This window comes from Pseudomonas sp. H11T01, from assembly GCF_048515765.1.
Taxonomy (GTDB): domain Bacteria; phylum Pseudomonadota; class Gammaproteobacteria; order Pseudomonadales; family Pseudomonadaceae; genus Aquipseudomonas.
On sequence record NZ_JBLYED010000040.1, the window covers coordinates 24,826 to 45,176 of the forward strand.

Annotated in this window: 19 protein-coding genes; 5 read left to right on the forward strand and 14 right to left on the reverse strand. The window is 59.0% G+C overall.

Features of this window, described 5'->3' with window-relative positions; all coding sequences use genetic code 11:
* Window positions 1-51 precede the first annotated feature (51 nt).
* Entirely contained in the window at window positions 52-486 is a 435-nt protein-coding gene (locus ACN1C3_RS31180) for a DoxX family protein (protein WP_419119570.1), read from the reverse strand.
* Window positions 487-589: 103 nt separating this feature from the next.
* Window positions 590-2,011 carry a transglycosylase SLT domain-containing protein gene (locus ACN1C3_RS31185; RefSeq protein ID WP_419119571.1) on the reverse strand — a complete coding sequence of 474 codons (1,422 nt, stop codon included), beginning with the start codon at window positions 2,009-2,011 and terminating at the stop codon, window positions 590-592.
* Window positions 2,012-2,246: 235 nt separating this feature from the next.
* On the opposite strand from ACN1C3_RS31185, the gene ACN1C3_RS31190 reads away from it, so the two are divergent.
* Window positions 2,247-3,053 (forward strand): TatD family hydrolase, encoded by an 807-nt coding sequence (locus ACN1C3_RS31190; RefSeq protein ID WP_419119572.1) that lies wholly within the window; start codon window positions 2,247-2,249, stop codon window positions 3,051-3,053.
* 115 nt (window positions 3,054-3,168) lie between these two features.
* Here ACN1C3_RS31190 and ACN1C3_RS31195 read toward each other — a convergent pair whose 3' ends face one another.
* Window positions 3,169-3,951 carry a class I SAM-dependent methyltransferase gene (locus tag ACN1C3_RS31195; protein WP_419119573.1) on the reverse strand — a complete coding sequence of 261 codons (783 nt, stop codon included), beginning with the start codon at window positions 3,949-3,951 and terminating at the stop codon, window positions 3,169-3,171.
* A gap of 93 nt (window positions 3,952-4,044) precedes the next feature.
* Between ACN1C3_RS31195 and ACN1C3_RS31200 the strand changes: the two genes are divergently transcribed.
* Window positions 4,045-4,665, forward strand: a complete 621-nt coding sequence (locus tag ACN1C3_RS31200) for an energy transducer TonB (RefSeq protein WP_419119574.1) — start codon at window positions 4,045-4,047, stop codon at window positions 4,663-4,665.
* 42 nt (window positions 4,666-4,707) lie between these two features.
* On the opposite strand, the gene ACN1C3_RS31205 is transcribed toward ACN1C3_RS31200, so the two are convergent.
* The 6 genes from ACN1C3_RS31205 to ppc form a co-directional block, all read right to left on the reverse strand.
* Entirely contained in the window at window positions 4,708-5,529 is an 822-nt protein-coding gene (locus tag ACN1C3_RS31205; protein ID WP_419119575.1) for an isocitrate lyase/PEP mutase family protein, read from the reverse strand.
* A 32-nt stretch (window positions 5,530-5,561) separates the two neighbouring features.
* Window positions 5,562-6,422 carry a DUF72 domain-containing protein gene (locus ACN1C3_RS31210; RefSeq protein WP_419119576.1) on the reverse strand — a complete coding sequence of 287 codons (861 nt, stop codon included), beginning with the start codon at window positions 6,420-6,422 and terminating at the stop codon, window positions 5,562-5,564.
* Entirely contained in the window at window positions 6,422-6,727 is a 306-nt protein-coding gene (locus tag ACN1C3_RS31215) for a hypothetical protein (RefSeq protein ID WP_419119577.1), read from the reverse strand. The genes ACN1C3_RS31210 and ACN1C3_RS31215 overlap by 1 nt, the downstream gene beginning before the upstream one ends.
* A 339-nt stretch (window positions 6,728-7,066) precedes the next feature.
* On the reverse strand, window positions 7,067-7,741 hold the full coding sequence (gene tsaB / locus ACN1C3_RS31220; RefSeq protein ID WP_419119578.1) for a tRNA (adenosine(37)-N6)-threonylcarbamoyltransferase complex dimerization subunit type 1 TsaB: 675 nt from the start codon (window positions 7,739-7,741) through the stop codon (window positions 7,067-7,069).
* A gap of 90 nt (window positions 7,742-7,831) precedes the next feature.
* Window positions 7,832-8,479: an adenylate kinase gene (gene adk / locus ACN1C3_RS31225; protein WP_419119579.1), complete on the reverse strand. Its 648-nt coding sequence runs from the start codon at window positions 8,477-8,479 to the stop codon at window positions 7,832-7,834.
* 288 nt (window positions 8,480-8,767) lie between these two features.
* Window positions 8,768-11,398 carry a phosphoenolpyruvate carboxylase gene (gene ppc, locus ACN1C3_RS31230; RefSeq protein ID WP_419119580.1) on the reverse strand — a complete coding sequence of 877 codons (2,631 nt, stop codon included), beginning with the start codon at window positions 11,396-11,398 and terminating at the stop codon, window positions 8,768-8,770.
* A 202-nt stretch (window positions 11,399-11,600) separates the two neighbouring features.
* Between ppc and ACN1C3_RS31235 the strand changes: the two genes are divergently transcribed.
* The 3 genes from ACN1C3_RS31235 (at window position 11,601) to ACN1C3_RS31245 (ending at window position 15,571) form a co-directional block, all read left to right on the forward strand.
* Window positions 11,601-11,945 carry a pilin assembly protein gene (locus ACN1C3_RS31235; RefSeq protein ID WP_419119581.1) on the forward strand — a complete coding sequence of 115 codons (345 nt, stop codon included), beginning with the start codon at window positions 11,601-11,603 and terminating at the stop codon, window positions 11,943-11,945.
* Window positions 11,946-12,394: 449 nt separating this feature from the next.
* Window positions 12,395-13,930: a transposase gene (locus ACN1C3_RS31240; RefSeq protein ID WP_419119583.1), complete on the forward strand. Its 1,536-nt coding sequence runs from the start codon at window positions 12,395-12,397 to the stop codon at window positions 13,928-13,930.
* 378 nt (window positions 13,931-14,308) lie between these two features.
* Window positions 14,309-15,571 carry an OprD family porin gene (locus ACN1C3_RS31245; RefSeq protein ID WP_419119584.1) on the forward strand — a complete coding sequence of 421 codons (1,263 nt, stop codon included), beginning with the start codon at window positions 14,309-14,311 and terminating at the stop codon, window positions 15,569-15,571.
* A gap of 106 nt (window positions 15,572-15,677) precedes the next feature.
* On the opposite strand, the gene pcaC is transcribed toward ACN1C3_RS31245, so the two are convergent.
* The 5 genes from pcaC to pcaG form a co-directional block, all read right to left on the reverse strand.
* Entirely contained in the window at window positions 15,678-16,070 is a 393-nt protein-coding gene (gene pcaC / locus ACN1C3_RS31250; RefSeq protein ID WP_150803589.1) for a 4-carboxymuconolactone decarboxylase, read from the reverse strand.
* Window positions 16,071-16,080: 10 nt separating this feature from the next.
* Window positions 16,081-16,881, reverse strand: a complete 801-nt coding sequence (gene pcaD, locus ACN1C3_RS31255; RefSeq protein ID WP_419119585.1) for a 3-oxoadipate enol-lactonase — start codon at window positions 16,879-16,881, stop codon at window positions 16,081-16,083.
* Window positions 16,882-16,892: 11 nt separating this feature from the next.
* Window positions 16,893-18,254, reverse strand: a complete 1,362-nt coding sequence (locus ACN1C3_RS31260) for a 3-carboxy-cis,cis-muconate cycloisomerase (protein ID WP_419119586.1) — start codon at window positions 18,252-18,254, stop codon at window positions 16,893-16,895.
* 49 nt (window positions 18,255-18,303) lie between these two features.
* Window positions 18,304-19,599, reverse strand: coding sequence for an MFS family transporter (locus tag ACN1C3_RS31265; RefSeq protein ID WP_419119587.1), 1,296 nt, complete (start codon window positions 19,597-19,599; stop codon window positions 18,304-18,306).
* 185 nt (window positions 19,600-19,784) lie between these two features.
* Window positions 19,785-20,351 (reverse strand): protocatechuate 3,4-dioxygenase subunit alpha, encoded by a 567-nt coding sequence (pcaG, locus tag ACN1C3_RS31270; protein ID WP_419119588.1) that lies wholly within the window; start codon window positions 20,349-20,351, stop codon window positions 19,785-19,787.

Here is a 20,351-nt window from a genome sequence, read left to right on the forward strand (position 1 = left end):
GAATCTTTTCAGATGCCGGATTTTTTATGGGTCGAGAACAGGTGAATATTGTTACTTGGCGATGATGCGATCCACGGACAGCTTGCCTGCGCCTTCGAGCAGAACAGCGACCGTGCCGCCCAGCAAAGCCAGGGCGAATTCATAACCGTTGTTGGCCATGAACAAGCCGTTGCTGATGTGCACCGAGAAGATCGCCACCAGCAGCGTGAACGTCAGGCCCAGTGCCGCAGGACGAGTCAGCAAACCGATGATCAGTGCCAGGCCACCGAAGAACTCGGTGCCGCCCGCCAGCAACGCCATCAGATGACCCGGCGCCAGACCGATGCTTTCCATCCACTGCGCCGTACCGGCCAGACCGTAACCGCCAAATAGACCAAAGAGCTTTTGCGAACCGTGGGCAGCGAAGATGATGCCGACGAAGATCCGCAGAACAGCCGTGCCGTAGCCGGCGCGGGTAGACAGTGCGGTTTTGATCAGTGTGCTCATGGTGTGTCGTCCTTTCGAAATAGGGGGGGATTGGTCGCTATATTAATCAGTAAATGTCATGTTAAAAGCGCAAAAAACCCACCATAACAATCAAATTTATCGATCACTTCCGTAAGGCGATCTTTTGCCCGTGGGGTTCCAGCGAATCCCGTTCCCGATCGAACGCCAAGTAGTACTTGTTGACGCTATTAACGTAGCTGACGGCGTTCATTCCCACCTGTTCCATGGCGATGCGTTCCACCTGGAAAAACCACTGATTGGGATTCAAGCCGCGGCGCTTCGCTTCGGTGCGCATGCCCTGCACCCGCTCCGGCCCCATGTTGTAGGCGGCCAGAACAAACGCCATGCGCTCGCGCTCGTTAAGCTTGGGGCTGGAGAAGTACTTGCGGCGGATCAGCGCCAGGTACTTGGCCCCGGCCTGAACATTGTTGTCGAGCGACTGAATATTATTGACCCCCACCCGCTGGGCTGCAGACGGCGTAATTTGCATCAAGCCCGTTGGGCCGTCGCCGCTCTGCGCATTCGGTTGCAGTGCTGACTCCTTGAATGCCAGCGCGGCCAGGTTCAGCCAGTCCATACCCTGTTCGCTCGCATGCTTTTGCAAGACCGGGCGCAGTTTTTCCAGACGCTGACGGTCAGCACGGTCCAAAGGATAGTGGACCTGGTACAAGCGCCGGTAGATGCGCAGAAACGCGACGTCCTGATCCGCCGGCGTTTTATAGGTTTTCAGGAAGCGATCAATGCTCGCGCGCAGCATCGATGCATCACGCCGTACAAACCAATACTCTTCACCCGGCTCGCTGATGGTCACCTGTCGATCGAAGCGCAGCTTGGGCAGAATCTTGCCCCAACGCTCGGCAATCGGTTGCTCGACGATGGTCAGATGAAAAATTCCGCCCTGAACCATTTCCAGTACATCTTCGACAGCGAGGCTTGGATCGACCCACTCGACCTTGACCGGCGGCAACTTGTGTAACGCCAGCTTCTGGTTGATCTGATTGATCGCATCACCCGCCGCGCTACCCGTGGTCAGCGCCAACGTGCGCCCGGACAGTTGTTCAAGACGGGTGAAACGCCGCTCGCCCTTGATCCCCACCAGCAACAACGGAACATTACTGACAATCGGGTCACTGATGCTGATGGCATGAGCTGACTGCGGGTCGAGTAATTCCCCGGGCGCCACCAGGTCACCCTCGCCGCGCTGAAGGGCGCCGAGCAGTTGATCCTTGGCTTTTGGGATGATCTTGAAGGTGATTTCCTGACCGTCACTGGCGTGACCGTTGAGGTATTGTTCGAAGGCTCGCAGGCGATGGTATTCGACGCCAATGGTCTGACCCTGGACTTCGCCGGAACTGTTGCGACTCTGGTTGACCAGCACCCGCAGGACGCGGCTGCTACGGATTTGCGCCAGATCGCGAACCTGGCCCGACGCAATCGCCACCGGGGGACCGGCCAGACGCGCAACCGCCGGCATGGGCAGCAGCAACGACAAGCACAGCAGAAGCAAAACCGAGGGTCGCGTCATCCGCTCTCCGGGAAGAATACTGTCCAGCTTCACAAACGATTTCGTGAAGTTGGGCGACAGAAACAGAGCGCCTGGAGCGCTGACAAAGTGCGGAAAACTGACACGGCGACGGTTGTACTTCCAACCGAAGTTGTCTTCCGGCATCAAGAGACAGCTTTAACTCGTTGTAGTTCTTGATTTTTCTTATAAATCTACAGCTCTGATATGCTTTCCGGCCTTGGCCTGAGGTAGCACCATGCAACTCATCGATATCGGCGTCAACCTGACCAACCCAAGTTTCGCCGACAAACACCAGGCAGTACTCGACCGCGCCTATGCCGCCGGAGTCTGTCAACTGGTCCTCACCGGCACCAGCGTCGAGGGCAGTGAACAGGCGCTTGAACTGTGCCAACAACTGGATGAAACCGGGCAGCGGCTGTTCTCCACGGCAGGTATTCACCCTCACAGCGCCAGTGACTGGAATGCTGAGAGTGCTCAACGCTTGCGCGGTCTGCTGAAAGAATCGAGCGTGCGTGCCGTGGGTGAATGCGGACTGGATTTCAATCGCGATTTCTCGCCACGCCCGCAACAGGAAAAGGTACTCGAAGAACATTTGGCGATGGCCGTCGAACTGCAACTGCCGGTGTTCCTCCACGAGCGCGATGCCAGCCAGCGACTGTTGGAAATCCTGCGCGACTTCCGTGATCGTTTGCCGGCCGCCGTGGTGCATTGTTTTACCGGTGAGAAGCGCGCGTTGTTCAGCTACCTCGACCTTGATTTGCATATTGGCATCACCGGCTGGATCTGCGACGAGCGCCGTGGCACTCACCTGCACCCGCTGGTTCGCGAGATACCCAGTGCTCGCTTGATGCTGGAAAGTGATGCTCCGTACCTGTTACCGCGCAGCCTGCGACCAAAGCCAAAAAACGGTCGCAACGAACCGGCGTACCTGACTGAAGTATTGCGCGAAGTGGCATTGCATCGCGGCGAGAGCCTGGAGGATGTGGCGGCTCATAGCACGGCGTGTGCGCGGGCGTTTTATGGGTTGCCTTCGATAGATTGAACCCGCGCCTCTGTAGGAGCGAGCTCGCTCGCGATGGACGTTAACGATTCAAGAGCGGACGCAGAGCGTCCAGAGAGGCGTTCCCACGCTGGAGCATGGGAACGATCAGAGGCTCCTACGTCTTAAGCGCTTTCTTCGGATAGATATCGTAGCGACTGGACTTGCCGTCCAGCGCATGGCTCGGTTTCGGCCCTTCGATGCAGGGCGCCTTACGCGGGCGTTTGACCACGACCCGGTGGCTGGCCAGTGCCAATGCGGCCTCAAGCAAGGCCGGAGCATCAGGATCATCGCCAACCAGCGGCCGGAACAGGCGCATTTCCTTCTTCACCAACGCAGTCTTCTCACGATGCGGGAACATCGGATCAAGGTAGATCACCTGCGGCGGCTCCCCTTCCCAATTGCGCATAACCTCGATCGAGTTGCCTTTGAGCAAACGCATCCGAGAGACAATAGGCGCCACCTCAAAATCCTGAAGCCCACGGGCCAGGCCATCCTCCAGTAACGCGCCGATCAGCGGCTGGCGTTCGATCAGGCTCATTTCGCAGCCCAGACTGGCCAGCACGAACGCGTCCTTACCCAGCCCTGCCGTGGCATCCAGCACCCTCGGGCGTACGCCTTGGGCTACGCCGACGGCCTTGGCGATCATTTGACCGCTGCCACCACCGTACAACCTCCGATGGGCCGCACCGCCCTCAACGAAGTCCACCCGTACGGGCCCCGGCGCATCCGGGCCGAGCTGTTGCAGCTGCAAACCCTGCTCCGTGACCTGTAAAGCGAACTCGGCATCGTCCATCAGCAACGGCAAGCCCAGTCGCTCGGCCCATTGCTCTGCTTGCGCGGCAGACGCTCCGGCTAGCGCCTCGACTTTGATGCGGCAGGCCGCTGGTTGCTCAATCATGGGGAAACACGCTCAAAAAATTAATGATCGGCAAAAACTGCCGATAAAAGAACTATCAGGCATTTTGCCAGAGCTGAGCGTCGACCGAGAGAAATGTCAGACATTCAACGCACATCGATAGGCTATATCTCGCGTCACGGCGACTACGGCCTGCGCAATTCCCAAGCACTGAGCGGCGTCAGCCACCTGTGGCAGGATTTTTTTGCCCAGGCGTTGGCCGATCAGAGGGGCGATGCCGCGAGTGTTGTCGGCGATAAAGCGCCGGTCGCGGTCGATGGCCCGATTGAACCAAGCGGCGGCACAGACCTGCTCACGCAAATCGTCACGCAACGCCATTGTGATGTTCAAGACACCCCGATCCGCCCGCCGGAGCCGTTATTCCTGCCAATTGCCGAGTTCGAAATGGATTTGGCAGACAAGCCGGCCATCCCGTTCCCGCCGGAAGAAATCGTCGCACAACAGCAGCAACAGGATTTCGAAAGCGGCTGGGTTCGCCCAATCGTGCTCAACGCTGGTCAGCCACTGCCCGAGCCCGGCTCGGCGCCGCAACCACGCGCGCTGCACCTGCCGATTGCCGAGTTCGAACTCGATCTTCTGGACAAACCGGCGACCCCGTATGCGCCAGAAGAACTCGTCGAGCAACAGAAACAATTCGACTTCGACAATGGCTGGGCACGCCCGCTGATCCTGCAAAACCTGCGCATCGCCGCCTAAGCCTCAGCCCCTGTCAGAAACCGCACGACAGCTCCTGGCCAATCAGCCTTTGAACAGCTGATTGATCTGCCCGAACGGCATGGCTTGGTCGGCAAAATCGAAGGTGCCTCGCCCGTGAACTTCCTGAGCCGCGGCATAGAAAGCGCCATAAGCCGCACGCGCCATTGCAGAACCGACGCTGATACGTTTGACGCCCATTTCGCTCAATTCAGCCACCGTAAGATGCACACCGCCCGACATCAATACATTGACCGGTTTGGGCGCCACGGCCCGGACCACCGCGAGGATTTCTTCTCGCGTGCGAAGCCCTGGGGCATACAGCACATCGGCGCCAGCTTCGGCGAATGCCTGCAAGCGGCGAATGGTGTCCGCCAGGTCAGGCTTGCCGTGCAGGAAGTTCTCGGCGCGCGCCGTCAGCATGAACGGGAACGGCAGACTGCGCGCCGCCGCGACCGACGCTTCGATCCGCTCGACTGCATGTAAAAAATCATAGATGGGATCGTCTTCGTGGCCCGTGGCGTCTTCAATCGAGCCGCCAACCACGCCGTCAGCCGCCGCGCGCAAGAGAGACTCGGCGCAACCTTCAGGTCTGTCGGAGAAACCGTTTTCCAGGTCAACTGCAACCGGAAGACTCGTTGCCCCCACAATCGCCCGGACATTTTCGAGGGTATTCTCCAGCGACAACGCACCGTCTGGACGGCCTCGAGAAAAAGCAAAACCGGCACTGGTGGTCGCCAACGCCGCATAGCCAAGACTGGCGAGCATTTTTGCTGAACCGGCATCCCACGGATTGGGAATCACGAAAGCCGTGTCACGCTCATGGAGTGCCTTGAAGGCTTGGGCACGAAGGGTTTGCGCATCCATTTGCTCGCTCCTGAAGAAGGGATTGGCCCACCTCAGAGCAAGCCGAGTTGCTCCGCAGCAGGCTCTCTGTATAGCTCAGGCAGCGCCGGCAAGCCAGGCAAACGCGCCATCAATTGTGCGTGAAAACGCTGCGCCAGTTTGGCGGCGAGAAGGTTGTCGGCAGTGTGCAGAAAGATATAGGGCGTGCGTCCCTCTTCGATCCAGACCGCGATCTTCTCGACCCACGGCAGCAAAAACGGATCATTCGCCTCAAGCTCGGGATGGCCGATAAAGCGCACTTGCGGAAATTGGGTGAAGGCCGCCGGACGTGGCGGCACTTTGGGCTTCTTCGATTGCGCATGCAGCACCGACGGATCGATCGAGGTGCAACTGAACAAAGCCCGAGGATCGAGGCAAATGCGCTCGACGCCACGGTCCAGCAAGAGCCGATTGAGCATCCGCTCGGCATCACCTTTGGTGAAGAACTCCCGATGCCGCACTTCAACGGCCAGCGGTCGTTCCAGCCCATCGATAAAACCGGCCAACTCCGCCAGACGCTGCGGCGAAAAGGTTGCCGGTAATTGCAGCCAGAGCGGTGAGACCCGTGCACCCAGCGGACTGAGCAATTGCAGGAAGGTCTCTGCGGCGGTCAATTGCTCGCGCAGGTCGCCGCCGTGGCTGATGTCGCCGGGGAACTTGGCAGTGAAGCGAAAGTGTTCGGGCATGGTCTCGGCCCAGCGCTGCACCGTCGTGGCAGCAGGACGCGCGTAGAAGGTGGTATTGCCTTCCACGGCGTTGAACACCTGAGAATACAGACCGAGAAACTCCGCCGGCCGCGCGCTTTCTGGATACAGGTACTCACGCCAGGCGTTTTCGCTCCAGGAAGGACAACCGAGGTAGTAGGGAAGCAGCATCAGATGTGCAGATCGAGCCCCAGCACTTCCATGTCCCATTCGACGAAACCGGCAGTGGTCAGGTAGCTGGCCAGGGCATCGGCAGTGCTTTTGCTCATGGCACGATGGAAAATCATGTCTTGCTGGCGGGCGGGGAGATTGCTGGTGCGACCAGCCGACGCTTGGGAGCGGGCGCTGAGCGGCGTATCGGCCTGGAGGTCCATCTCGCCATCGACATCCTCGACGCAGTCGTCGACCACCACATTGCCTGTGCGAGGCTTGCGCTTGATGGGGTAGGACTGAGATGAAAGGCCGTCTATACGCATAAGTGTATGCTCGGGATCAATGATGGCAATTTAGTCTCAGATAACCGACTACGCAAATGCCTGGTGATAACTAGAGCACAGAAAATGCAAAAGGTTTAAAAGCGGGCGGGAATTGGTGGGCAAACCTGACGATTGGCTGTGTTTGAGGCTTTCCTGTGGCGAGGGAGCGTGCTCCCGCGGCCCGGTCCGCGCTCGGGCGAAGCGGTCGCAAAACCGGCTGATGCGTTACACCTGCAAGAACGCGTTTGTAGATTTTAGGGCCGCTGCGCAGCCCGGCGGGAGCAAGCTCCCTCGCCACAACAAGCTCCCCCACAACAAGCCCTCTCACCACAACAGGACTTACCGCGCTTTGGGCGTCGCCACTTTGTCGCGCAAATACACCGGCTGCGCCTGTTCAGCAGGAACCGCCTCACCGCGCTCCCAGGCAAAACGAGCCAGGGTCAGCAGGTCTTTGGCATGGGGCAACATCCCGGCATCCTGGCCGCTCAGACTGACCTCAATTCGCTCGGCGTAGCCCCAACCGGTGCCCGCGCCAAACCACTCACCCTTGGCATCGGTCGGCAAGGCAGCCACTTCAGGTGGCAACACCGCTTCAGCCCCGACCAGACGCATTTCGCCGGCCGTTTCGCGATAGCAGCCCCAATACACTTCATCCATCCGCGCATCGATGGCCGCAGCGACCTGGCTTGCGCCATGCTCACGAAATGCCCGCTGAGCCAGCACGGCCAGATTGGACACCGGCAATACCGGACGCTCCAGAGCAAAGGCCAGCCCCTGAACCACACCAATGGCGATCCGCACACCGGTGAACGCACCCGGCCCACGACCAAACGCAATCGCGTCGACCGCTTGCAAGGTGGTTCCCGCCTCGGCCAACAGATCCTTGATCATCGGCAGTAGCTTCTGCGCATGCAGACGCGGGATCACCTCGTAATGGCTCGTAACCTTGCCGTCATGCAGCAAGGCAACGGAGCAAGCTTCAGTCGCGGTGTCCAGGGCCAGCAAGGTGCTCATCGGTGTTTCCATCGGTGTGAAAAAAGTGCGCCAGTATAAACAACAACGGCCCGCAAGCGGGCCGTTGAACGTGAAGCAAAATCAGACTTTTCAGTTCAGTGCTTCAAGCACCTTGCCGGTGATCGCTTCAACCGAGCCGACGCCCGCGATGTGGCTGTACTTCGGCTTACCCTGGCTTTCGGCCAGATTTTGGTAGAAAGCCACCAGCGGCTTGGTCTGGGAGTGGTAGACCGACAGGCGATGACGCACGGTTTCTTCAGTGTCGTCCTTGCGCTGCACCAGGTCTTCGCCGGTAACATCGTCTTTGCCAGCCACTTTCGGTGGGTTGTAGACGGTGTGGTAAACGCGGCCGCTGGCCTCGTGTACACGACGACCGGCGATACGCTGAACGATTTCTTCGTCATCGACAGCGATTTCAACCACGTGATCCAGTTCGACACCGGCCTTGACCAGTGCTTCAGCCTGCGGAATGGTGCGCGGGAAGCCGTCAAACAGGAAACCGTTGGCACAGTCGGCCTGGCTGATGCGTTCCTTGACCAGGTTGATGATCAGGTCATCGGATACCAGGCCGCCGCTGTCCATCACGCTCTTGGCGATCAGGCCCAGCTCGGTGCCAGCCTTGACGGCAGCACGCAGCATGTCGCCGGTGGAGATTTGCGGAATGCCGAATTTTTCGGTGATGAACTTAGCCTGAGTACCTTTACCGGCCCCGGGAGCTCCCAGCAGAATTACGCGCATCGATGTGCTCCTCAATTTTTTATTTAGATAACGTCAGATTTGCCTCGTGGGGCCAATCTCAAAATAGGGTCGTGGCCGCCCAAACGGCCAAAGGCTGATCAAGATACACAGCAGGCACGGACCACACAAGCCGCCGAAAGTAGCAGGAACCCGCGACAATGTTACCCCTGCGACGAGGTATTCCAAGTCGCAACCCCATAACAAAGTGTCGCCTGATAGCAGCGGTCGCCTCTCTAAAAGCGACCGCCAGGGTCATGCGTCAAGTCAATGAAGATAGCCGAAAAAGTGTCAGCCAGTATTGCGCAAACCGGCGGCAATCCCCGCCACAGACACCAGCAGCGCCTGTTCCAGCGGGCTGCCCTGCTTCGCGTCCTGTTGCCGCGAACGCGCCAGCAACTCGGCCTGCAATAGATGCAGCGGGTCCAGATAAGTGTTGCGCAAACGGATGAACTCAAGGGTATCAGGGCTATGTGCCATCAGCTGCGACTGGCCGGTCAAGCCCAACACCACGGAACAGGCCTGCGACAATAGGTCGCGTAAATGCGCACCCAAAGGTAGCAAGTCCGGCTCCACCAATCGCTCATCGTAAGACTGCGCGATCTCCGCGTCCGCCTTGGCCAGGACCATCTCCAGCATGTCGATGCGCGTACGGAAGAATGGCCACTGCTCACGCATCTGCGCCAGCAACTCGCCCTCACCACGCTCCAGCGCGTTGCTCAACGCGGTTTCCCAGCCCAGCCAGGCGGGAAGCATCAAGCGCGTCTGGGTCCAGCCGAAGATCCACGGGATCGCCCGCAAACTTTCGATGCCCCCGGCACGGCGCTTGGCCGGCCGACTGCCCAGCGGTAAACGGCCCAGTTCCTGCTCCGGCGTCGACTGACGGAAATACTCGACGAACTGCGGATTGTCCCGCACCACGGCGCGATAAGCGCTGACACCGTCTGCCGCCAATTCGTCCATCATCACTCGCCAGGCCGGTTCCGGCGGTGGAGGCGGTAATAAGGTGGCTTCCAGCACTGCCGCCAGGTACAGATTGAGGTTTTGCTCGGCAATGTCCGGTAGGCCGAACTTGAAACGAATCATTTCGCCCTGTTCCGTAGTGCGGAAACGCCCGGCCACCGATCCCGGTGGTTGCGACAAAATCGCCGCGTGGGCCGGGCCACCGCCGCGCCCTACCGTGCCGCCGCGACCATGGAACAACAGCAGCTCGACTTGCTGCTCGCGGCAGATGTCCACCAGCCTTTCCTGCGCGCGATATTGCGCCCAGGCCGCCGCCGTGGTGCCGGCATCCTTGGCTGAATCGGAGTAACCGATCATCACTTCCTGCGGTCCCTGCAACCGCGCGCGGTAGCCCGGCAGAAGCAACAGTTTCTCGATCACCGGGCCAGCGTTATCCAGGTCAGCGAGGGTTTCGAATAACGGCACAACCCGCATCGGCCGCAGCACGCCGGCCTCTTTGAGCAACAGTTGCACCGCAAGCACGTCGGAAGCGGCGCCTGCCATGGAGATCACATAGGAGCCAAGGGATGCAGCCGGCGCCGCAGCGATTTCCCGGCAAGTCGCCAGCACTTCCGCTGTCTCGCCGGACGGTTTGAAATACCCCGGCAGCAATGGTCGCCGATTGCTCAGTTCACGCATCAGGAACGCGATGCGCTCCTCCTCACTCCAGTCGCCATAGCGCCCTAGCCCAAGGTAATCGGTGATTTCGGTCATGGCGGCCGAATGCCGCGAGGAGTCCTGACGCACGTCCAGACGCACCAGGAACAAACCAAAGGTCACGGCGCGGCGCAAGCAGTCGAGCAGCGGACCATCAGCGATCACGCCCATGCCGCACTCATGCAGCGACTGGAAACAAAGCTCAAGGGGATCAAGCAGATCACGGTTGTTTTGCAACACGTCCGTAGTTGCCACGGTGGCGCCACTCAAGGACGCATGCGCCCAGTTGCGGGTCGCCCGCAAGCGCTCACGCAACTGCTTGAGCACGGCGCGATAGGGTTCCGCACTCTCCCCGGCCTTGGCGCGCAACTCGGCGCTGGCCTGTTGCATCGACAGCTCGGCGGCCAGCTGATCGATATCGCGCAGGTACAGGTCAGCGGCCATCCAGCGCGCCAACAGCAGCACCTCGCGGGTGACCGGCGCCGTGACATTCGGGTTGCCGTCACGGTCGCCGCCCATCCACGAAGCGAAGCGAATCGGCGCGGTTTCCAGGGGCAAACGCAGTCCGGTGGCGGCATGCAGCGCCTGGTCAGCCTTGCGCATGTAGTTGGGGATCGCCTGCCACAGCGAATGCTCGATCACCGCGAAACCCCACTTGGCTTCATCGACCGGCGTAGGTCGGGTACGGCGGATTTCTTCGGTGTGCCAGGCTTCGGCAATCAACCGCTGCAAGCGCTGCCGAATCTGCTCGCGCTCGGCGGTGGTCAGGTCGCGGTGATCCTGCGCCGCCAGTTGGTCGGCGATCGCATCGTATTTCTGGATCAAGGTGCGGCGCGCAACTTCGGTCGGGTGCGCAGTCAGCACCAACTCAATCTCCAGTCGCCCCAATTGCCGGGCCAACGACTCGGCGCTATGGCCTTCAGCGAGCAAGCGCGCCAGCAGTTCTGGCAACACCCGCGACTCGAACGGCGCCGGTTGCGACTCGTCGCGCCGATGAATCAACTGATATTGCTCGGCGATATTGGCCAGGTTGAGAAACTGATTGAACGCCCGCGCCACGGGCAGCAACTCGTCCTCGCTCAACTGATTCAGGCTAGCGCTCAGTTCAGCATCCGCCGAGCCACGGCGATCGGCCTTGGCACCCTTGCGAATCTGCTCGATCTTGTCGAGAAAGCCCTCCCCGTACTGTTCACGGATGGTGTTGCCCAACAGCTCACCCAACAGGTGAACATCTTCGCGCAAGCGTGCATCAATATCAGTCATCTATGTGTTCTCCAGCAGACTCGGGGCGGCTCGGAAGGCTCAAGAGTGCCGCTCGCGTCACGTTCTTACAAGTGCGCGACGAATCGACTGTAAACCTTGTGCAATAAAGCTAGTCTCACAGTAAGCCACACAACGGCTTATCACCGGCCCACGCCGGTCAGTCATCACTGCCTGCCACGAGCAGGTGACTATTGAGGTCGCTATGAAAATCCGTGAGCTCGCCCAACATTGGGAAGAAAATGCCAAAGGCCGCTTGACCAAGACCGGCTACACGATCCGTCTGGACGTAGAAGCCGCAGCCCGCCTGGCGGCGATTACTGACATGTACCCCAAACGGCAACCCGAAGAACTGCTCGGAGAACTGATCGGCGCCGCACTGGAAGAACTCGAAGCGAGCTTTCCCTACGTCAAAGGCTCGCATGTCGTCGCCACCGACGAAGAAGGTGATCCGCTCTATGAAGACGTCGGCCCTACGCCCCGTTTTCTCGCATTATCACGGCGCCATTTGCACGAGTTGTCCACTCGGACAGACAAGCAAAAGCACTGATTGCACCGTCTCTTCCCCTTCAAAAAAATCGGTATTCCTGAACCCGTTTCGGGTCAGGAATACCCTTGCGCGAGGTAAAAGCTCCCGCCTTAGAACCTTGTCCGCTCGGTCAACACTTTTTCAAGCGATTGGCCATTTTTTCTAAACTGAAAAAAAACCACCTTTTATAGATTGGGCTTTGTTTGCGCGACGTTTTACGAGGAAGCAGCCAGATCTTCGCGCTAACAGGCCTATTTATTTTTCTTCAGTGCAATCACACCTCTGTCGAACTTCCTGTCAAAAAAACATATTTAAAACAATCGATTGAATCATAAAGCACTACTCCCACAAGCACTCTTTCAAGTCGCCCCTCCCCTGCCACCTGTTATTTCTGACAGTAGGCAGTCATCTGCGAGCCGAGTAGAAGCTGCTCTCAAGCCGACATCAATGGCTTCAAGGAGAAGGAAGCAATGAGACAGCTGAAGGCATTTCTAGTGTTTTGTTTAACCACGATTCAGGTGGCATGTGTACAGACGAGTGCAGATCTGAATGTGGTCCCGACGGGTCAAACGAGCGATGTATTAGCAATTAACTCATCCACAACCGACATGAAACAAACCAACCCTGCTTCAGCATCTAGAGAGATCCCACTCACAGGAGCGAAGCCTGTCTCTCTCGATGATGACGCCATTCCCACCAACGCCGCCTTGCCGCTGGCGGGAGTTAATCAGCGACCTGTAGTCGGGATCAAAACCGCATTGCTGGTAGCTGCTCGTTGGCGTGGCGATCGTGAACTGGACATGCAATCACTCTATGCATCCAGTTTCTCAGAGCAACCACGCTCGCTCAGCGACTATTTGCTAAAAGCCTCGGGTGGCCGATTAATACTCAAAGGGACAACGATAAAGGCCGAGTTTGCTGAGCCTGCACCATCCGGTGGGTTCTACGACGAAATCAGAGAGGCTCAAAAAGCTGCACGGGCACAAGGTATTGAGCCCAATGATTACGATTACTTCTTCGTCGTCCACAATAATGGCGTTGGTGGTGCACAAGGCCAGATGCCGGGAAACAAGATTGTTCTCCGCGACCAGCCGTATGCCGGCCACTACTTATGGGCACATGAATTTGGACATAACCTGGGGTTTAGCCATGAGTCAACTTTCGGCGGTCTCTTCGACACCTATATAAATTGCCCCTTGCGCGGGTCCGAGGTCTCGGCCCTCACTGGATGTGGCACAAAACGCTACGGTGACACTGGCGACCCTGTGCAAGGAAGTAACGGCATACAATCGCTCTACCCTGCAAACAATCGCTGGTATGCAGGCTGGCTGGATCAGTCGCAAGCCGCAGTCGTCAACAGTACTGGCCTCTATGGTCTCGGTGTACTGGGCGGCGCTGGGCCACAACTGTACTTGATCAATCGGGGAGCAAACGCAGCCCCCCAGCAAATTGCTCTCGAACTCCGCCAGCCCAGTCCTCCGTACGACAACTTCGCAGCAACAGATAACCGAGTCACGGGTGTCTGGGCGAGGTACACCACCATGGGTGGCAGGGTCGATAACGTACAACTCGACGGCACCCCGGAAACCGCCACGACGACAGACCCAACCTTGCAACCCGGTCGGATTCTAAAAGATGAAGCGGCCCGTATCAGCGTCAAGGTGTGTAAAGCCAATAACCTTGGCTCGGTCGTGGCCGTAGCGGTCAATGGAGAAACGTTGCCTGAATGCTCCTCTGTCCCGGCAAAACCACGCATTCTGACTCCGCAGGATGGGGACGTGACGGATCGCACCTTGGTCATCAGTGGGACCAGCCGTCCAGGCGCACTCGTTGCGGGCTTCATCCACAATACTCAGGACGCAGAATTGTTAAACACATATGCGGACGCTTGGGGTGATTGGTCAGTCAAAACGAAGATGCTCCCCTCAGGTAAATACGAGGTAAAAGTGAAGCAAGGCATGGTCACTGGATCGCCATTTGAAATAATAAATATTGAGTTACGGTAGAGCTTGTCCCAGTTCCTGACCTCCCACAAAAAACAAGCAAGTTAAAAGAGAAGCCAATGGACGCTATTCGTTAAGCACCCGCATCAAACAGGAGTTTGATCGGCCGGCCTTTAAACGTTTGACCGATCAAACCCGCAGCTCTTCTTCCGTTCGATTATCGCCCAAAACCCGCCATGGCCGATTGAATCGCTTTGACCATCCACCGCACCATTCCCCGCACCGACATAAACCAATAACAACAGGTTCGACCCCATGACCCAGCGCCCTGCCCGCTCCGGCTGATCCAGCCCGCTCGTCCTTCAATTCGACACTTTTGTCTGCAACCCGACGTTGCGGCAGCGCCCTGCTTCATCCCTAACAATTAGAGAATCCGATCACATGAAGCCATTCACCTCTTTCCCAGCCACTCCTTACGCTTTGCTGACCATAGCGCTGGCGAGCGCGGCATTGCCGGTCATGGCCGAGGAATCCGGCTTTCTCGAAGACGCCAAGGTCAACCTGAACCTGCGCAATTTCTACATCAATCGTAACTTCACCGACCCGACCAAGACTCAGCGCAAGGCCGAAGAGTGGACCCAGAGTTTCATCCTTGATGCCAAGTCCGGATTCACCCAGGGCACCGTCGGTTTCGGTATGGATGTGCTCGGCCTGTACTCGCTGAAACTCGACGGCGGACGCGGCACCGGAGGTACGCAGCTGCTGCCGCTCGACCACGATGGTGAACCGGCCGATAACTTCGGTCGCTTGGGCGTGGCCTTCAAGGCGAAGCTTTCCCAGACCGAATTGAAAGTTGGCGAATGGATGCCGGTGTTGCCGATCCTGCGTTCGGACGATGGTCGTTCGCTGCCACAGACGTTCCGTGGCGGTCAGATCACCTCGAAGGAAATCGACGGTCTGACGCTCTATGGCGGCCAGTTCCGCGCCAACAGCCCGCGTGACGACAGCAGCATGAGCGACATGTCGATGACCGGCAAAGCGGCGTTCACTTCCGACCGCTTCAACTTTGAGGGCGCCGAATACGCCTTCAATGAAAAACGCACCCAGATCGGTCTGTGGAACGCCGAACTCAAGGACATCTACAGCCAGCAATTCCTCAACCTGATCCACACTCAGCCCTTGGGTGACTGGACTCTGGGCGCCAACCTGGGCTTTTTCTACGGCAAAGAGGACGGCAGCGCCCGGGCCGGCGATCTGGACAACAAGACCTGGTCCGGGCTGTTCTCGGCCAAGTACGGCGGCAACACCTTCTATGTGGGCCTGCAGAAAGTCACCGGCGACAACGCCTGGATGCGGGTCAACGGCACCAGCGGCGGCACCCTGGCGAACGACAGCTACAACTCCAGCTATGACAACGCCAAGGAAAAGTCCTGGCAGCTGCGCCATGACTACAACTTCGCCGCCATGGGCGTACCCGGCCTGACCCTGATGAACCGCTACATCAGCGGCGACAATGTCCACACCGGGACCATCACCGACGGCAAGGAATGGGGTCGCGAGAGCGAACTGGGCTACACCGTGCAGAGCGGCGCCCTGAAAAATCTCAACTTCAAATGGCGCAACTCGACCATCCGCCGCGACTACAGCAACAACGAGTTCGACGAGAACCGAGTGATTGTGAGCTATCCGATTAGTTTGCTGTAAGCCACAAACAGCTTCGCGGGCAAGCCCGCTCCCACAGCGCTTGCGCTGACCTTGTGGGAGCGGGCTTGCCCGCGAAAGCGATTTATCTGTCACTCAAAACCCTGGGTTATTCCCGCGATTCAACCCCCAACTCATCCCACACCGATTCAGCCAGGTGAAAGGTCGCGTTGGCGGCCGGAATGCCGCAGTAGATTGCGCTCTGCATCAGCACTTCCTTGATCTCGGCGCGGGTCACGCCGTTGCTGGCGGCAGCACGCAGGTGCAGCTTGAGTTCTTCATTGCGGTTCATGCCGATCAGCATGGCGATGGTGATCAGGCTGCGGGTATGCCGAGGCAGGCCCGGGCGGGTCCAGATATCACCCCAGGCATGGCGGGTGATCATTTCCTGAAACTCTGAATTGAACTCGGTGAGGGCGTTCAGGCTGCGGTCGACATGGGCATCGCCAAGGACCGCGCGACGCACTTGCAGGCCTTCGTCATAACGTTGTTTCTCGTCCACGAGCCGCTCCTTAAATACGCTTTTCGGCTAACAGAAAGGCTAATACCCGGTCACTGAACGCAGCGCCAGCCTGGACGTTGGACAAATGCGCAGCGTAGAACTCAGCGTATTCGCAGCCCTGTACATGCTCTTGAATAAAGTGCCCGCCCGACGGCGGCGTAACCGCATCTTCAGTGCCGCAAATCACCAGCGTCGGCACCTTGATCAAAGACAATTGCTCGCGAAAATCAGCATCACGCACCGCTGCGCAATTGGCGGCATAGCCTTGCGGTGAGGTGGCCGCGAGCATGTCGGTGATCTGTTTCGCCTGTTGGGGATTGGCCTGGGCGAAGTCCGGAGTGAACCAGCGGGCAATCGAGGCATCACGCAAGGCAACCATCGCCGCAGGACCGTCGCGCAGCACGGTTTCGATCCGTGGGTTCCACACGGACGGATCGCCGATTTTCGCGGCGGTGTTGCAGACCACCAGTTTGCGCAGACGCTCGCCGGCATTGATCCCCAGCCACTGGCCGATCAACCCGCCCATGGACAAACCACAGAAATGCGCGCGCTCAATATGCAAGGCGTCGAGCAGCGCCAGTACGTCATGGCCCAGTTGCTCGATGCTGTAAGGCCCCGGCGTCACCAGTGAACGACCGTGGCCGCGCGTATCGAAACGCAGCACCCGGAAATGTTCGGCAAAGGCCGGGATCTGGAGATCCCACATGTACAGATCAGTGCCCAGCGAGTTGGACAGCACCAGCACTGGCGCATCTTCCGGGCCATCGAGTTGGTAGTTCAGTTCGCCATCGGCGAGTTGTACGAATCCCACAGCAGTCTCCTTCAGGCATTCAAAGCAAAATGTTCAGCCACCGCTCGCTCAACCCAAGTATGGGCCTGACCGAGGTAATGGGCGGGGTCCAGCAGACGATCAAGTTCATCGGCTGAAAGTTGGGCGCTCACCTGGGGTTCATCACCGAGCACCGCGCGCAGGTGGCGCTGCTCAGCGACGGCCCGCTTGCAGCATTGTTCGAGCAGATGGTGAGCCGTATCGCGGCCCACGCGCTGGGCAAGGACGATACTCACCGCTTCGGCGAGTACCAGGCCCTGAGTCAGGTCGAGGTTTTTCGCCATGCGCTCGGCGTCGACCTCCAACCCTTCAGCCACCAGCAAGGCTTGTTTCAAGGCACCGGAGACCAGGCAACAAATCTCCGGCAGGGTTTCCCATTCGGCATGCCACAGACCCAGGCTGCGTTCATGCTCCTGGGGCATCGCACTGAACAGCGTCGCGAGCAAACCCGGCACCCGGGTCGCAGCGCCGATCAATACTGCAGCGCCCACCGGATTGCGTTTATGCGGCATCGTCGACGACCCGCCCTTGCCCGGCGCGGCAGGTTCGAAAACCTCCGCCGCCTCGGTCTGCATCAACAGGCTGATGTCGCGACCGAGCTTGCCCAGGCTGCCGGCGATCAGGCCCAGCACCGCCCCGAACTCCACCAGTCGATCGCGCTGGGTGTGCCAAGGCTGTTCCGGAAGAGCGAGTTGCAGTTCCTGCGCCAGCGCCTCGGCAATCGGCATGGCCTGCTCACCGAGGGCCGCGAGGGTCCCGGAAGCACCGCCGAATTGCAGCACCAGCAGACGCGGTTTGAGTTCCTGCAAACGTCGTCGGCTGCGGGTTACGGCCCCCAGCCAACCGGCGATTTTCATACCTAGAGTCACCGGCGTCGCATGTTGCAGCCAGGTGCGCCCGGCCAGCGGCGTGGCCACATAGCGCTCGGCCTGAATCACCAGGGCGTCACCGAGTCGCGCCAGTTCACTGTCAATCAACTGCAAGGCGCTGCGCAGTTGCAGCACCAGGCCCGTGTCCATCACATCCTGGCTGGTCGCTCCCAGATGCACATAACGTTCGGCTTCGGCGTCCTGGGCGGCGATCCGTTTGCCCAGTGCCTTGACCAGCGGGATCGCCGAGTTCCCCGCCGTGGCAATTGCCTCGCCCAGCGCGAAGAAGTCGTAATGCTCTGCCCTGCATGCCGCTTCAATCGGCGCGACGGCGGTCTGCGGAATCAACCCGACCCGCGCCTCGGCCCGCGCCAGCGCCGCTTCGAAATCGAGCATGGCCTGTACCCGGCCCTGATCGCAGAACACTTCACGCATATCGCGGGCAGTGAAATAGGCATCGAACAATTGATTGCTCGGTCGTTGCATAGGGGGTTCCTTACGCGGCGCGCGCCGGACTCAGGCGCGCGCCGACAGCTCAAAGATCGTTATGCAGATACGCCGCCTGTTTCGGCAGACGCAGGCTAAACAGGAAAGCGACCGCCATCATCACCGTCACGTACCAGTAGAAGGAGTTTTCCATACCTACCGATTTCAGGCTCAAGGCCACGTACTCCGCCGAACCACCGAAGATCGCGTTTGCCACCGCGTATGCCAGGCCTACCCCCAGCGCACGGACTTGCGGCGGGAACATTTCGGCTTTCACCAGGCCGCTGATCGAGGTGTAAAAACTCACAATCGCCAGTGCCAGGGTAATCAGCCCAAACGCCATGAATGGATTGGTCACAGACTTCAAGGTCAGCAGGATCGGCACGGTGAACAGCGTTCCCAGGGCGCCGAACCAGAGCATCGAGTTACGCCGGCCGATCTTGTCCGCCAGCATGCCGAAAAATGGCTGCATGCACATATAAAGGAACAGTGCGCCGGTCATGATGTAACTGGCGGTCTTGGCGGGCATCCCGGCGGTGTTAACCAGGTATTTCTGCATATAGGTGGTGAAGGTGTAGAAAATCAGCGAACCACCTGCGGTGTAGCCGAGCACGGTAATAAATGCGGCAGTGTGGTTTTTGAACAGCGCAGCGATGCTGCCAGCGTCCTTGTTTGCGCGCATTTCCTTGCTGGTGGTTTCTTTCAGCGAACGACGCAGGAACAACGAAATCAATGCCGCCATCGCACCGACCACAAACGGAATCCGCCAGCCGTAGGCTCGCAGGTCGTCCTCGGTCAGGAACTGTTGCAGGATCACCACCAACAACACCGCCAGCAGTTGGCCGCCGATCAATGTCACGTACTGGAACGAAGCGAAGAAACCGCGCTGGCCCTTGAGCGCGACTTCGCTCATGTAGGTCGCGGTGGTGCCGTATTCACCGCCCACCGACACGCCCTGAATCAGGCGGGCCACCAGCAGCAGGATCGGCGCCCAGACGCCGATGTCCTTGTAAGTCGGCAAGCAGGCGATCAACAGTGAGCCGGCGCACATCATCAGCACCGAAATCATCATGGAGTTCTTGCGCCCGTGCTTGTCGGCCACCCGGCCGAACAGCCAGCCGCCGATGGGGCGCATCAAAAACCCCGCGGCGAACACTCCGGCGGTGTTAACCAGTTGCACCGTGGGGTTGTCGGAGGGGAAAAACGCCGGGGCGAAATAGATTGCGCAGAAGGCGTAAACGTAGAAGTCGAACCATTCGACCAGGTTGCCGGAAGAGGCACCGACAATCGCAAAAATCCTTTTGCTGCGCTCTTCGCCGGTGTAGTAGCTCGTTGTTGTTGTCATGGTTTTTCACTCTTTGGGGACAGTGAGAGTCTAGACATACTTTGCAACAGCCCCTTTCCGTATTGCCTGAGAGATCGTTCCCACGCTCCCGCGTGGGAATGCATCCCGTGACGCTCTGCGTCACATCAAGAGCGGACGCAGAGCGTCCATGGCGGCATTCCCACGCAGAGCGTGGGAACGATCACTCAGTAATCGAAAAACACCGTCTCGGCATCCGTCCCCTGCAGAATCACATTCCACTGATACGTGCCCGACGCATCCGCCTTGGCCAGCAGCGTACTGCGGCGCTCTGCCGGGACACATTCCAGCAGCGGGTCGGCGGCGTTGGCCGGTTCGCCGTCAAAGTAGATGCGCGTCAGCAAGTGTTTGACCAACCCGCGAGCGAACACCAACACCACCAGATGCGGCGCCTGTGTCGTGCCTTCAAGGCCCGGTACCGTGCCTGGCTTGATGGTGGTGAAACGGAAACGCCCTTCTGCGTCCACCGGCACCCGGCCAAAGCCTTCGAAGTTCGGGTCCAGGGGTTTGTCCTGGTCGTCTTCGACATGGTGATATTTGCCGACAGCGTTGGCTTGCCAGACTTCCAGCATTGCATCGTTGACGAAATCGCCGTTGCCATCGATGACCTGCCCGGTGATCGCTACGCGCTCGCCCAGGGTCTCGGGCGTGGTCAGGTCTTCACGGTTCAGCCAAGTCAGGCCGATGTGGTAATACGGGCCGACGGTGTGTGAAGTGGTCGCAGTGAGCGTCAT